This is a genomic window from Paenibacillus sp. P4_A7, from assembly GCF_056402455.1.
In genome coordinates this window covers 1-14,548 of sequence record NZ_JBFUHJ010000113.1, presented here as the reverse complement: position 1 = coordinate 14,548, position 14,548 = coordinate 1, and the positions used below count along the sequence as shown (strand labels likewise).

The window sequence follows — 14,548 nt, the reverse complement described above, 5'->3', positions numbered from 1 at the left end:
CATCTGGAATTAAGCCAGAGCCAGTAAACTTGCCAACTAAGTCGAGTACGATCGGTAAGCCTTTTTGATTAACTAACAGATCATATGGACTTCCAGCTGTTGTGTCATATCGAACAGGCAGCAGCTGATCGACTCCGGCAGCTGTAGAGACTACATTAGATGTTGCCGGCACGAGAGAATCCCATACCGCCACACCGGCATACTCATGTGAAAATGTATTCAAAATTTGTTCGAATGAAGTCGCTGTTATGACATTACGACCCTCGAACACCTCCCCTGGCTTACTAAGCTCAGCAAACCAAAATTCATCGATGTCAACCCCAGCGGAGTTTGCAATACTATTGGATTCAAAATGATAAAATAAACGAGCTGTATCACGGTTCACAATCCCCTGCAAAGCGGTAGCCAGCTTCAAGTAATCGTAAGCAATCTGTGAATTCGGCTGTGTTCCTAAAAACGCTTTCAAATCGAAATAAATAACATCATTGCTCTCCGTTTCAGCTCGTACTGGCAAAGCACCTGCAAATAAACCAAACAATAATGCGACTGCTAACAAGCTGCTCGAAACTCTCTTGAAGCGTGCCTTGATCCGATAACCTTTAATCATGATCTACACCCTTTCTTTAATGACATTACATATTATTGAAATATCATCTTTCGTGCATATAATAATTAGTTTCACGAGGTTACGTCAATACATATTTTCGTTTTTTTGCAGCAATTAATTTTTTATGACATTTCATATTAAGCGGAGATCATGGAATACCCCCTGTATACACCTATCGTTCGAGCGATTCCTTATAAAAACGGAAAAACGTATACGGATCAACAACCTCAAATTTTAGCTCTGGATGCAARCTGCGAACCTCCTCTACCGCATCAACAATCGTTGCAGGCTTGAACAGAATCGTGCGCAAAAAGGTAAATTGCTGCTTGCGTGTGAAAATATTGCTTAATTCATTTGCAAGCGCATGCGAATCCGCAGTAATCGGACTTAGCAACGTATCCTGAACTTTAAAAAAAGGCGTGCCATTAACTACAGTCTCATCGAACTCTGCATTATTGCCTACTCCAGCTGGGGAAAAACGGCTGTATGCCTCCTGCACCCGCTTATCCACCTTCGTACTGTTTCCGCTAATTAAAAAGCCCGTAATATCGAGATCATGCTGCTCGTAATATTTTTTATTGTAAGCTTCCCATACGTGCAAGTAATCAGGCAGTCCTTCCGGACGATTTTCCTCCAGCAGCATCATGGGGTTCAAATACCCTGCGCCGTTGTCACCCGCGACAAAATAGTCATTTGCGGTAGCTGTCTCATACAAATAGTTGAACACCTGCGGCACACGCTTAGATAAGCCCGGTACTGGCGCCCAGGCTAGCGGTAGCTCGCCTCGTTTCGGGTCATTCCAAAGGACAGGCAGCGCGCCGGCAGTCCAAGCGCCCGCATCGTAATCCCCCATATAAAAGGCAATATATTTGGTGTTGGGATCATACGTTTTCCCATTATTGCCCTTCTCGTTGCTCTGCTTAAGCTCAATCAACTTCTCATGCTGATAGACAGAAGCATTAGACAGTCCGACAAGCCCATACGCATCGGCATCCTTCTGTATGTTGTAGCGAGAAATGATATCCGCAAATTTCCACTCCGCGGCAACCGGTTCCAGACTCGCTTCAATGTCTGCATGGTTCGTATATTTGATCCACCATGGAACGAATCCGCCAAGCGTAATGATTTGCTCGCCTGCAAGCTCATTCTGTTTCTCAAGAAGAGCAATCAGTGTCTCATAATCTGTGCCCAAAGGCTGCTCGCGATCATCATTTGGATAGCTTCGTTCATCTGGGCTTAAATCAAAGAAAAAGGCTTTATTAGCAATAAAATAGTCCGCGTTCGGAAGCATGGAGTTAAACAGATCCGGATAGGAGTACATCTCCACTGCAAACTCCTCTAATATTGGCGTATTACTCACTGCATCGGCAACGACCTCAATAGCAATAGCGAGTGGTTCACCAAAATAAGACACGCCCTCACGCACCATTTGTATACTCCATGTATAAGTGCCAACCGTATCCGGAGCTGTAATCGTCCAAGATAATTGCAGTGTTTCACTAGGTTGAACAATTTGATTTTCCTTCAAAAATATTCGCTGGTCTCCCGCCGCAATGGAGTATCCGCTTTCATAATCAGACCATAAGAAATCATTTTCACCGTTCTCAGTCGTTGCAACTCTGTCATTGTAGGCATAAGCCCACTCACTCGGGCCAGTATTGACAACCGACAATTGAACCGCAGCAGTTGAACCGACTTGCATTTTGGTCGGCAGGGCAATGCTTTCCCATTGGGCATCCATATTACTGAAATTCCAAGATACCGCATCAAGCGCATAAGCTAATAAAGCTGGATTTGTTTTTCCTTTGTCCAAATACATCGCCTTTGCCCAATGATAAGCATCATTTTTCGCGCTGCCTGTGGAAGGAAGATCGACGTCCGGTATAGTGCCCTCTCCTGTAAACTTATCGACGAGATCCAGCTTAATCGGAAAGTTAAGCTGATTAACAAGCAAATGATAAGGACTATTTGGCGATAGATCATATCGAACAGGCAAAAGTCCGTCAACTCCAGCTGCTGTCGAAGCTACATTCGCTGTGGCAGGCACATCGCCATCCCATACGACGACTCCTTCGTATGCCTCTGCGAATGTATGGATAAGCTCTTCAAAGCTATCCAAATCTGTAATTGGTCGATCAGCTAGCAGCTTCCCTGGCTTGCTTAGCTCCTGCAGCCAGAACTTATCAATGTCAACGCCTGCCTCAGTTGCAATCTCATTCGATTCGAATCGATAAAACAATCCGGCATCATGACGATTCACTAAGCCTTGCAGCGCCGTAGCCAGCTTCAAGTAATCGTACGCGAGCTGCGAGCTAGGCTGCTCATCTAAAAAAGACTTTAAATCAAAATAGATAAGACGTTCATAGCTCTTCACTTCTTTATTTTTCGCTTGCTGCATGAACATCACCCCTATACCCGCTATGAGAATGAAGATGAGGATACCTGTAATAAGCATGATCCATCGATGCTTCACTGATAAATTGAGCAGCCGGTTCATATAACTCCTCCCTGCAAGAAAAAAAACGATTACAGATCTAAAGCTTTATGGCATACGTATTAATTTTTTTCATTCCAACTTGAATACTTGAAGCCRAGCCCTCTTCTTCGACAAGCTCCTCCAAAAAGCTGCAAAGCTGTATCCGCTCCACAGGTCTTGCCAGCTTAACCTCCATCAAGGCTGGATGCTTCTCGACATTGTATACACGCAGCATGATCTCCTCTGAATCAACCGCACGCTTAAGCGCGGATACCAACACCTCGCCGTTAATATTCATGTACGTATCTGTAGCAGCCATCCGTGTCTTATCTGCATTCGGATCATCTTCAAGGAACAAGCTGCTATGCACGCCGGCTTGTACCCAAGCACGACCTTTATTCCATCTAGCGGGGTCCATTGTACGCTGCTTCACAAGCATACCTTGATGGAAGCGCTCCGCTTCCCTGTAGAGCTGTGTAGTGCTAACTGCCCCAGTAGAGAATGGTCTAAGCGAGAGCTCGAATGTCCATTCACCCAAGCATTGCCCCTTAGGCTGACGATCCTCCACCATCGGCACAGCATCGCGAAGATGAATCGTTTCTACAGAGCGAAGCAAAGTAATAGCCATCGTCTTGCCTTCATTTATCATCTCATACTCATGCAGCCCTTTAGCAAAAACAGCAGCGCCGCTATTTGTCCGTTCAGCGGCAACCCATTTCCAGAAAGGTTGACCATTAGCGTCCCTCTTCCACTGCTTGCCTGTATCCCACTGACGTTCAACTGCATCCAGCTGGCCACCGGCTATGATTCGAGAAGCAAGCTGGTCACTTGGGAACAATATACGAAGCCGATGATCCTTCACGCGGTTTACTACCTTAACCTTCATATCCAGCTGCTCAGCTCCGCGATCCAATCGCAGCGTAACCTCAAAGGTGCAAGCCTCAGTCTCTGCCTGTCGCGCGTTCATATTCGGGGATAGAGCAGCAGGCAATGTCCACGTGAAACGATACGTGTATGATTGATACAATGCATGCTGAATACGCTCCACAACCTCTACTGGCGAAGACCATAATTTGCGAACATCCCCTGGTATTGTACTGAATACATATAGATCTCCCCGATCACCCATATCCTCAAAACGACCCTGACCCCGAAGCACATGGCCTGTTGCTTTTTGCGTCACATCAAAGGTGCCATCGGGCCGAATATCGACGCGCAAATATTCATTTTCAAGAGCTGGTTCGACAGAAGGTACAGCGTCCATCATTTGCGCTCCTGTCATATGCGGCCGCACACGATAGGCTGCGTATCCGAAAGCAGCAATTTCCGGCTGCCACTCAATGACGTAACGGTACACATCTATAACACCAGGTAAATTAATCGGGCTTAACACTTGTCTGCGTACGCGTTCAGAGGATACGATGCGAAACGGCACTGCATTTCCTTCAGAATCCTCAATTGCAAACTGAGTCACTTGATCTTCCCATAAAAACTCTACAATGATTTGCTGCACCGCCGCGTTCGGCAAGTGGCTTGCATTCACTGTATAGAGCATAATATCTCCGGCTTCATAGCCGTCTGTTGTAATGACAGACGATAATACCTGCAGCTTGCGGTCAATGATTTCTTTTGCCAGCGTCTCTACACGCTGGAACCGATCCATCATTTGGTCATGTACGGCATCCTGGCTGCAGCCACAAATGCTGTCATGCGGATGACATTCCATATACAAATTCCATAAATAATTAAGCGCACCAGCATCATAAGCATCAAGCTTCAGCATAGCGGCCCAAGCCGATAGTGGCTCCAGCCATTTCTCCAGTAAATCATGACATACTAGATTGGCTTGTTTAATATACACGCGACTGGACAATGTACCCGATAAGATCGAATATTCAAAGCACTCTCGCAATTCACCCTGTACAACCTCTGTTTGACCTTCGCCAAGAGATTTCACATACTCCTTAATGGCATTGGCATAGTCAGGCAATGTGTCATGAACAAATTCACACGTACTGCCAAAGGACTCTCTTAATTGGTCCAACACCTCAGGCAAATCATATTGCGCTTCGAGATGATCGACGCCGTTCATCATAGCATAATGACCAGATGGATTAATCTTCATCTCGCGCTGATGCAGCTGTTCAAAAAATAAACGCAGCGCTTCTGGATCATTCGGTAAACGCTGAGCGCTGTTGTACCAGTAATACAGCAATATACCGGTGACTTCTGAACCATCCGGAGAACGCCATATTACGAAAGGGCTTTCATGACTGTCGATATCTAGTCCTCGTCCAAATATACTATTATCGATGCCCGCTTGCACAAACAACTGCGGCATCTGTCCAATTAATCCAAAATGATCCGGCAAGTAGCCGACCTTCATTTCGCCGCCCAGCGATCTTGACGTTCGAATGCCTTCCATTAAGTTACGGATTGTTGACTCACCGCTCGTTAAGAACAGATCATTCTGTTGATACCATGGCCCAATCAATATCCGTCCTGAACGTATATAGGCTTCCAGTCTCTCTTTATTCTCCGGACGCAGCGCGTAATAATCCTCCAATACGATCGTCTGGCCATCAAGATGAAAATATTTAAAGTCTTCATTACGGTCCAGTAAATCAAGCAGACGATCCACAAGCATAACAAGTCGATAACGAAATTGTTCAAACGTCAAATACCACTCTCGATCCCAATGCGTATGAGAAATAAAATGAAACGTATGTTTCGCGCTCAAAGGTTTTCCTCCCTTATTCTGCAATATACGTTTCATTATAGGTGAATTTATTTTGACATGTCAATAGTAAGAATATAAATATTATGACATGTCCTGTTTTGGCTTTGCAGTAGATTTTCGCACAATTAATTTGGTTGAAAGCCGCTGAATCATCGCTGCGCCATTAGGTCTCCATTGCTCATCAATGAGAAGACTGGCAGCCAGTCTTCCAAATTCGACGAATTGCTGCTCCACCGTTGTTAATGGCACGTCCAAATGTTCACTGAATGACAAATTATCAAAGCCTGTAATAGAAAGCTCATCCGGCACACTTATGCCTAGCATGCTTGCTGCCTTCATAAATTGTACAGCTGTCACATCATTTACTGCCGCAAGAGCTGTCGGCGGCTCCGGCATGCTCGTTAATTCCCTCAATAGTTGAGCAGCCAGATTCGGCCGTTCTGTGCCATGATTCTCTTGCTTTACTCGTCTGACGTCTACTATATATTCCGAGCGCAAAGCAATTCCTGCCTCGATCAATGCCTGGCAATAGCCCTTATAACGTTCCTTTACTGAGCCTGCATCTGCAGAGTCTAGACCAATAAACGCGATTTTTTGATGTCCCAGAGCTATGAGATGCTTGGTCACCTCATGCATGCCCATCAAGTTATCTGTCAAAATACTGGTTACGTCAATTCCTTCCACCTGTCTGTCAATAAATACGTAGGGAACATTGCGAATAAGCATTTGACTGAATGTACCGATATTCTGCGAGCCCGACTGCGGATACACAATAATCCCGGATACACCATCCTGCTCCAATCGCTGTAAGATTTCGCGCTCCTTAGCTGCCTCTCCGCCAGATATATGAAATGTCATATAAAAACCCTTCTCTTGACACATCATTTCTACGCCGCGCAAAATATCATAACCAAAGCTCTCATCAAAAGGCAAAACTACGGATATAATAGGAAGCCTGCCAAAGGGAGTAGCTCCTTTCGTCATCAACTCTTCATCCTGGCTTTCACAAATAAAGCTGCCGCGCTTTTTGACACGGTATACAAACCCCCGCTGCACAAGCTCGTTAATGGCTCTCGTTACGGTAATGCGGCTTACACCATATAGCTTCATTAATTCATGGTCCGTCGGTATTTTATCCCCTGGCTTTAACGCTTCTGTTTGAATATCATTTAAAATATCATCTATAATTTTTTGATATTGCGGTTTTTTTATTTCACTCATCAAATTTAACCTGCCCTTTCATTATGTCATGTCAAATTTATCATCTTTGATTATATAGCTTTACCACCTGTATGCCTATCTTTTCGAATAAAATAGTTGTGAAATTTGCCCCTGGAGAAAGGGCTCTGATTTGCCGACGGGATATGAGCGTCTCTCCAAGACTTTACGTGAGGATCTTTGTTCTCGGACGCTTAAATCGAATTGAGAGTCTGGTCATAGTCTTGAATAACTCGTTCATCCAAAAGATTGTACAGGATCTGCAGAAAGAGTAGACGAAAAAACAGCTCATCGATAATAACTGAACTCTACAAGGCGATGAGTTTTTCACAATAAGTGATCTTCGTAACAAAACAATCCCAGTACCATCAAGGCACTGGGTTTCATTATACAGATGCTGTATTCGTTTTTCAGGGCTCTCGATTGGAGGTGAATGAGTTATATAATTTCATAACGTACTAAGCCGTATTTCATAAACATACTGTACAATTGGATGCTTTATCTTCATCTTCTCGGTCATGTTTAAAATTCGCTTTTTTCCAACTCGTCTGTCCACTAAAGCTAGAATATTCAATAAGATATCATCACTCTCTATGCTTTTCTCTATAGAAAGGGACGATCATACTAAATACAAGTAACTGTATACATTAAGAAACCAAACGGTATAGTTCCGTTTGGTTTCAGATATTGATATAACATCGGGAAATCACTACCGTAACTTTATCGTTACAAACGACAAGGTCAGATTTGAAATTTGAGTTCAAGTCATCCTTACCGCTTCACCTTATAAAACTCATGATAAAGCTTCATAAGCGCCCTTTTCTCTATCCGCGACACATAGCTCCGACTAATCCCAAGCTCCTTCGCAATCTCCCGCTGCGTCCGCTCATCCCCGCCATGTTCTAAACCGAAACGGCCAATAACAACCTCTTTCTCACGGTCATCCAATATGTCAAGATTCTTATAAATCTTGCTCTTCTCAATTTTAAGCTGCACCTTATCGACGATATCATCGGCCTCGGTGCCGAGGATATCAATCAACGTAATTTCATTGCCTTCCTTATCCGTGCCAATAGGATCATGCAAAGAAACGTCCTTCCGAGTTTTCTTCAAGGATCTCAAGTGCATAAGTATTTCGTTTTCAATACAACGGGCTGCGAAAGTCGCGAGCTTCGTGCCTTTGCCGGTTTGGAAGCTCTCGATCGCCTTAATCAATCCAATTGTACCAATGGAAATCAGATCCTCAAGATCCTCACCTGTATTGTCGAATTTTTTGACGATATGCGCAACAAGTCGAAGGTTATGCTCGATCAGAAGGTTACGTGATCGCTGATTACCTTCGGCCATCAACAGTAAATGCTTGGTTTCCTCCTCTTCTTGGAGCGGTTGTGGAAAAGCGTTATTTTTTACATAAGATACGAGAAGCGACAGCTGCTTAATAAACAACGCGATAGATGCAAACAATCCCATGATTTGGACACCCCCGGAGTTGAATTACCAGGGGCATCATATCCCCTAGCGCACAATGAAGTCGATTCTACATTGTATGAGGGCGAGTGCCTAGAAGTGCATGTACGGTGTACAACTTCCCATAATAACTTAACTTAGTGACCGTCTAACTCACCTACACAAATAAACAATAGCATAAGAGCTGTAAACTGACAGAAAAATAGCATTGCGATCTCGCAAACATCGAGACAGCAATGCCTTGTTTTCCACCAGGCTACTTTCTACATCCATCTTAATTGCGAATGTATTATATCCAAAGTATCATGAAATCCCCAGCCAATCTCAGAAGTATTAGACACAACTGCGCTAATACGCTCTTCATAGTCCTCGAATAACTCACCTGTTTCATCATCATTCAACGTGTTAATCACATTTGCATACGCTGACTCAATACTGTTATAAAAACGTTCATCAATATCGCCATAGGTACATGTGAATGAGACGCCCATTTCGACATAAACCATCTTCAGCTCAACCGTATATTTTATGTTATCCGTCAATCTTTCAAATTCAGAAATCGCTTTTTTCGCCTCTTGCAGCCTCAGCTTTCCATGGCCGCGCTCAGGAAAAAACTCATGCTCTACCTTTTTACGACATTCGACAAAAAGGGACTCAACAGCTTCTTGTCCAATAATTTTCACAGCAAGAAACTTCTCCATCTCTTTACTAGAGCTATAACATTCTTTGACAAGCTCAGCAAGTTGTTCTGCACTCATCGTTTTCAAATATTTGTTCAATGCAGACTTGCTTAATTTAACAGGTTTTATAATCTCAAGCGGCTGAATAAGCGACTTAGGAATGATCTTATTCTTCTGGTTTTTAAGCGTGTTATTCACTTCGGTAGAGGAAAAATATTCAGGATCATATCCATCCTTAAGCCATTCTGAAAACTGTTCGCATTCTGGATGATTAGGTGTAGATAGTGCTTCCATCATATGTTGGTGGCCCCACACACCTCCGACATCTTCTGGAGGACAGCAGTTAGCACCATCGAGACATATCGGGACTGGGTCGACTTTATTATATGAATCTATCTCTAACAGCCTGATTGTATGCTTCCAATCATCGCCAAAATCATAAGTGTATGTAAATACCGTATTTTTCTCTTTTAGATGCTCCTTAACCATAATTCTACGCGCATTTAGTCCTTTATACTGCGCCATATCCTCATATGACTCATTAGGCAGTTCAATTTCTTGTCCGTTAATATGAAACGTATACAGATGATAGTTTTCCCATCCCATGACAACCTGGATGATTTTATGTAGTTGATGAAAAGTGATATCCGGATGAAACTGAAATTTCCGCCATACTTTCGGAGCAATATCATCCAATTCGATGCTGCAAATATAAGTCATTAAAGTCACTTCTCCTTATAAAAATTATGAGACTATTTCAACACATTTTATTCAATCACTACCGAATAATCCGCTTCTGCTTCGCCTCTTTAATCCACATTGGGAATTCATTCAACAGTTGATCGTACAGCGACTCATCCGAAATGGCGTTAATATCATTGATGTGGATAAAATTAGYGTTATCTACGATCCGTCCTTCCATCGTGTCCAACTGCTTTAACACTTCAAAATCAGAATGGCCTATGCCTACAAACTGCCAGAAGATAGGCTGTACCGCGGAATCAACAATGACTTTCTTTATTGGCTTTACAACCCCGCCATCATTAATAAATATAATAAAGACAGGCTCGCTCGAATCCTCTTCTTCCGTATACTTCTTAATCACATCCAGCATAACTGGAGGCTCATTGTTCCGTCCGAATTTATGTATGTTGTTATTATTCAAAATGTGATTTTGCACATAGCTGCCGAAATCCTTCTCTGTAACGGAAGGAAGCCGGCTAAAATGGGTGTCATATACCCACACGTCCAAGGTCGCGTTATCGTCAAATTTACAAGCGACTGCCAATATGCGCTCTACTACCTCTTGCACAGTCCCATTTTTATATAAATTTTGCATGGACCCTGTAATATCTAGTACGATACCAACTCTAGCTACGACATTCACCAGTTTCTTCTTCTCTAAGGTGATTTGCACAAGCTTTTTTCTCAAATCAATAGTCGATAAAACCAATTCTTCCGTAGCTGCTGCAACCTCTGATTCAGCCTCTTCTATCTCAAGACCAAAGTTTGTACATAACGCAGCCAGTCCTCCATAAAACCCGCTGCCTATCGCGTTAAACTTCCACTCACCCTGATGTCGATATAGCTCGCCAACTACGATGGCCGTTTCTTTTGAAAATTCTGAGCCATAATCAAACCGATATAACTCCTCGCCGGTATCGGCATTCAAGAGTCGCACATACAGCCCCGAAACATCTTGCATAAAATGTCCTCGCTTCTCTCCCTCATGAATCGTAGCGGAAAAAGCGATTTTCGCTGTGCTTTCTGACACTCTCGAAAGAGAAATTGCAATACTCTCTTTATCCAGCTTTTCCAATTGAGAATGAGCTACAGCACCGTTTCTAGAATGAGGATTGCCATAAAAGATAAAATCCTCATCCTGCTCACAACGGCTGCGTTCTGATAGTAAGAAGCAGGCCGTGTCTATGCTCATAGTCGAATTAGCTGTTGACCATCCAAAGCTCAAAGTTATATTTTTGACAACTCTTCCTTTTGTAATATCCACCTTTTGTCCTTTTAAGAGCTGAATAGGATCATCTCCTCATCGATAAACTTATCTTGAAAACCACTCATTGACCTGCTGCATCATCTTAGCTTTATTCAGCTCGAACTGCTTTTTCCGATGTCCGTTCGCTCCCGAGGGGTGAGGCATATCGAACAAGCATCGCTCTGCATCTATCCATCCCTGTTCTACAAAAAACTGAATCACTTCCGAAACGGATTTGCCAAGCGGAATGATCAGCGCCTTTTGGACGGCGAGCAGTTCTTGAAGCAGTATCGTTTCGGCAAAATAATAAAGCGTCTCCGAGCTCAATATCGCTGGATTATGGCCGGTATAGTTTTTGCCTTCGATAAAAACAGGATACCTGATTACCGATGTAGTATGAAGCAAATCATTATGTTCTTCAAATAAAGATTCGCTTTTATTTATACCAATCGCATTCGGCAACTGAATATCATTTAACATCTCAATTAGGTTCTTTCTCATTGATCCCGCAAAGCTGGCCAGCTTCTTCGCGTTTTTATCGATTTGACCAACCGGAGTCCCCTTTAGCAAATCTGCTCTGGCGCTTTGAAGCGCCAGCTGCATTTGAGTAAATCCAGGGGTTATTCCGATAATCATTACTTTCGCATGTTCATTAACGTATTCATAAGGAACATAATAGATCGAGAGGCTGCCTTCCTTCTTCAAGAGCAAATCTTCAATAAATAAGTCTTCTTTAAACCAGCTTCCAGAAGGTAATGACAGTAACACATCTTTATATCTCAGAATCTGAGTCAGCTCTATCATGCTCCTTACCTTGTTGTTTATCAGAGATTTAGCTCAACCATGTTTTGAGCACGCGCCGGATAATCCGTAATGATCCCATCCACTTCAAACTTCAATACCTCTTTTAAATTCCACTCGCTATTAACGGTCCATACCCATACCTCTCGGCCATTTCGATGCGCGCGTTCGACAAGCTGGTCCGTGAGCATCGCTTTCTCTATCGTATAGAAGTCAACATCCAACAGCGATAAGTCACCTACCGCAAAATATAAAATTTGGCCAATTTTGATATCCGGATTACGTTGTCTAATTTGCTGCAGTGTCTGTCTGTCAAATGATTGAATGTAGCTATCGTCAATCATTTCAAACTGTTCAATAAGCTCCACCACTTTATTAGCGAGCACTTTACCAGGACCATACGGCTTAAGATCTACAATAAGCTTTGTCTTCCCTTGCGCTTCCGCCAGTACCTCTGATAGCAATGGAATATGATCTACTTCTTGAGACACACCTGTCTGCTTACCAAGATCAAGCTCCAAAAGCTGCTCATAGGTCAAGTCACTCACTCGCTTTGATAGGCCAGTCATACGCTGAAGACTCAAATCATGATGCAGGACAACCATACCATCCTTTGTTAACTGCACATCAATTTCTACGGCATCGACACCTTCGTCAATAGCCGCCTGTACGGCGCGAAGTGAGTTTTCTGGAGCATCATACGTAATCCCGCGGTGAGCGGACAATAACACATTCCATTTCATATAAACTAAATTATCATTTGCCAATTGACTTACGAGCAGCATCAAGCTCAAATAAATAGCCAAAATCGATACATAAAGCACACGTTTCTTCGTTTTTCGACTTAAAAAAAAATACAAGGAGCTTTCAAGATGACCAATCCATCGACTTCGATAGATTCTCAGCCCATCTCGCGGCAAAACTCCTCGACTCCGGTTGAAGTTATAAAATAAACGTGTCAAAAAAATAATATTTACCGGTACAAGAAGCAATGTCAGCATATACGTTAATACTGTAGACAACGTTAATGAGTAATGATTGGTGAAAGCCTTTAGAACATTGATATTCATCCATGAAGGAAAATAAGCAATGGAGGATAAGATAAGAAACCCAACTATTAATACGATTCCATTAAGCAAAAATAAATAAATGAAAAGAGAAACTGGTCGACCTCGTGTTAATGCCATACTGCTTTTTATAGCTGCAAAAACTGACTTGCCTTCAATAAAAATATAATGCATAACAAAAATCCAGCGTAAAAAAGTATAAGCAGCCGCTAGAAATACAAGGAAATATAAAGTGAGTACAAAGTAAGATGTATCATGAAGCTGGCTGTTGAAAAATATCGGCACATTAAATTGCGAGAAGAATGTTAAAGATATTGGAGACTCAATAAATGGAATGAGCATTAATAGAAAAAATAGTAATGGGATAACTCCTAGTCCAAATAATCTTGGCGTTTTTCGCAGCGTTGTAAGTACGGCATCCGAAATCAAAACGTCAGTGCCAAAGTAATTTTTTTGAGCAATTGTAATAATAACGCCGAATTCTATAAATAACACAATGACAGCGACCAAGCAGATCGCAATAAGTCCTAGTATCCCCGTGTAGCTAAGCCCTATTTTAAAGACCTCGCCATTCAGCATCGAGCCTGACCCAACCGTCCGAATAATTCTATTAAATATGTAAGACATCATTGGAATAAACACAAAGCTCGTCAGCAGCATGAAGAGATATTCAAACAATAGATGCTTTTTAAACGTACGCCGAAAATCTTGAATACTCTTCACAAATAGCTGCAGCATAAACAATCATCCTATTCATTATGTTTAACAGATCACTTATTTTAGAATATTGTCCTTTACTTTATCATTTTCCTTCAAAGATAGAATCGCATTAAACAGCTTGTTATTTTCAATCGTAAATGGAGGAGAAGGGACTCCATCACTTGCATATTTAGTGGAAATCCCGATCGCAGCTATATTGGAAGTAATTGAATTCCCACGAATCGTTGCTTTTAAGATATCATGCTTCCCGTTACTATTCCAGTAGTCGTTCATTTTAATGATCTCCGTTTTTTCAGATGTCAGACGATTGGCATTAATCGTATTATTTTCCAGCAACACGTTTTTTGCAGCCTCAATTCTGATAGCAGACTCATTACCAAGCTGCTCAAAAGTTGAATTTTTGACCGTTAAATCTAGATCTTTATGCGTCCCTATCAAACCACCATATCCTTTTGAGCTTGTAGTAAAGGAACAGTTGTTAAATACATATTTACCAGCAAACTCTGCCTTAATTGTACCGGATGTGCCCCCTTCTGCTGCTTTAAATTCACAATTATTATAGGTCGCGGGCGGAAGCGGCAATCCGTATGTTGTGTTGTAATCAAGGACCTTCAAGTTATCAAATATACTTCCCTCAACGACGTTGCCCACAATAGATCGCAGTGTTGACTCCCCAATGATAGTCAAGTTTTTAATATGGACCGGTTCTCCCCAGAGAGCAAGTCCAGATTGACTCTTATGATTATTTTTTATCGTCACATTCGCAACACTGACCCCAAATG

The 14,548-nt window shown here is 42.5% G+C and carries 10 protein-coding genes and 2 pseudogenes; all 12 read right to left on the bottom strand.

The genetic code is table 11. The features are described from left to right. A partial coding sequence (locus tag AC1DWN_RS15620) for a hypothetical protein (protein WP_477559819.1) occupies positions 1 to 607 on the bottom strand: 607 nt, incomplete at its 3' end. Between the two features lie 172 nt (positions 608 to 779). Beyond that, the gene (locus tag AC1DWN_RS15615) at positions 780 to 3,104 is read right to left on the bottom strand and encodes a hypothetical protein (RefSeq protein WP_477559818.1); all 2,325 of its coding nucleotides are present in this window, start codon (positions 3,102 to 3,104) and stop codon (positions 780 to 782) included. A 37-nt stretch (positions 3,105 to 3,141) separates the two neighbouring features. Continuing rightward, positions 3,142 to 5,823, bottom strand: coding sequence for a glycoside hydrolase family 38 N-terminal domain-containing protein (locus AC1DWN_RS15610; RefSeq protein ID WP_477559817.1), 2,682 nt, complete (start codon positions 5,821 to 5,823; stop codon positions 3,142 to 3,144). 81 nt (positions 5,824 to 5,904) lie between these two features. After that, on the bottom strand, positions 5,905 to 7,044 hold the full coding sequence (locus tag AC1DWN_RS15605) for a GntR family transcriptional regulator (RefSeq protein ID WP_477559816.1): 1,140 nt from the start codon (positions 7,042 to 7,044) through the stop codon (positions 5,905 to 5,907). A 445-nt stretch (positions 7,045 to 7,489) separates the two neighbouring features. After that, a pseudogene (locus AC1DWN_RS15600) lies at positions 7,490 to 7,657 on the bottom strand (SF0329 family protein); the annotation flags it as partial. 155 nt (positions 7,658 to 7,812) lie between these two features. Beyond that, entirely contained in the window at positions 7,813 to 8,514 is a 702-nt protein-coding gene (gene sigK / locus AC1DWN_RS15595; RefSeq protein ID WP_477559821.1) for an RNA polymerase sporulation sigma factor SigK, read from the bottom strand. A gap of 257 nt (positions 8,515 to 8,771) precedes the next feature. After that, complete coding sequence (locus tag AC1DWN_RS15590) at positions 8,772 to 9,908, bottom strand: DUF6155 family protein (RefSeq protein WP_477559815.1); 1,137 nt, start codon at positions 9,906 to 9,908, stop codon at positions 8,772 to 8,774. A gap of 58 nt (positions 9,909 to 9,966) precedes the next feature. Then, positions 9,967 to 10,641 (bottom strand): vWA domain-containing protein, encoded by a 675-nt coding sequence (locus AC1DWN_RS15585; RefSeq protein WP_477559820.1) that lies wholly within the window; start codon positions 10,639 to 10,641, stop codon positions 9,967 to 9,969. Between the two features lie 63 nt (positions 10,642 to 10,704). Continuing rightward, positions 10,705 to 11,220 (bottom strand): annotated as a pseudogene (locus AC1DWN_RS15580) (TerD family protein); the annotation flags it as partial. 24 nt (positions 11,221 to 11,244) lie between these two features. Next, positions 11,245 to 11,982 carry a uracil-DNA glycosylase family protein gene (locus tag AC1DWN_RS15575; protein WP_477559814.1) on the bottom strand — a complete coding sequence of 246 codons (738 nt, stop codon included), beginning with the start codon at positions 11,980 to 11,982 and terminating at the stop codon, positions 11,245 to 11,247. 20 nt (positions 11,983 to 12,002) lie between these two features. Then, on the bottom strand, positions 12,003 to 13,784 hold the full coding sequence (locus AC1DWN_RS15570) for a glycerophosphoryl diester phosphodiesterase membrane domain-containing protein (RefSeq protein WP_477559813.1): 1,782 nt from the start codon (positions 13,782 to 13,784) through the stop codon (positions 12,003 to 12,005). 36 nt (positions 13,785 to 13,820) lie between these two features. Further along, positions 13,821 to 14,548 (bottom strand): hypothetical protein (locus AC1DWN_RS15565; RefSeq protein ID WP_477559812.1); only part of this gene is annotated, 728 nt, incomplete at its 5' end.

Excerpts from the sequence above, each read along its gene's own strand:
- AC1DWN_RS15605 (WP_477559816.1), bottom strand. The coding sequence starts at position 7,044 with ATGAGTGAAATAAAAAAACCGCAATATCAAAAAATTATAGATGATATT.
- AC1DWN_RS15590 (WP_477559815.1), bottom strand. The coding sequence starts at position 9,908 with ATGACTTATATTTGCAGCATCGAATTGGATGATATTGCTCCGAAAGTA.
- AC1DWN_RS15575 (WP_477559814.1), bottom strand. The coding sequence starts at position 11,982 with ATGATAGAGCTGACTCAGATTCTGAGATATAAAGATGTGTTACTGTCA.
- AC1DWN_RS15570 (WP_477559813.1), bottom strand. The coding sequence starts at position 13,784 with ATGCTGCAGCTATTTGTGAAGAGTATTCAAGATTTTCGGCGTACGTTT.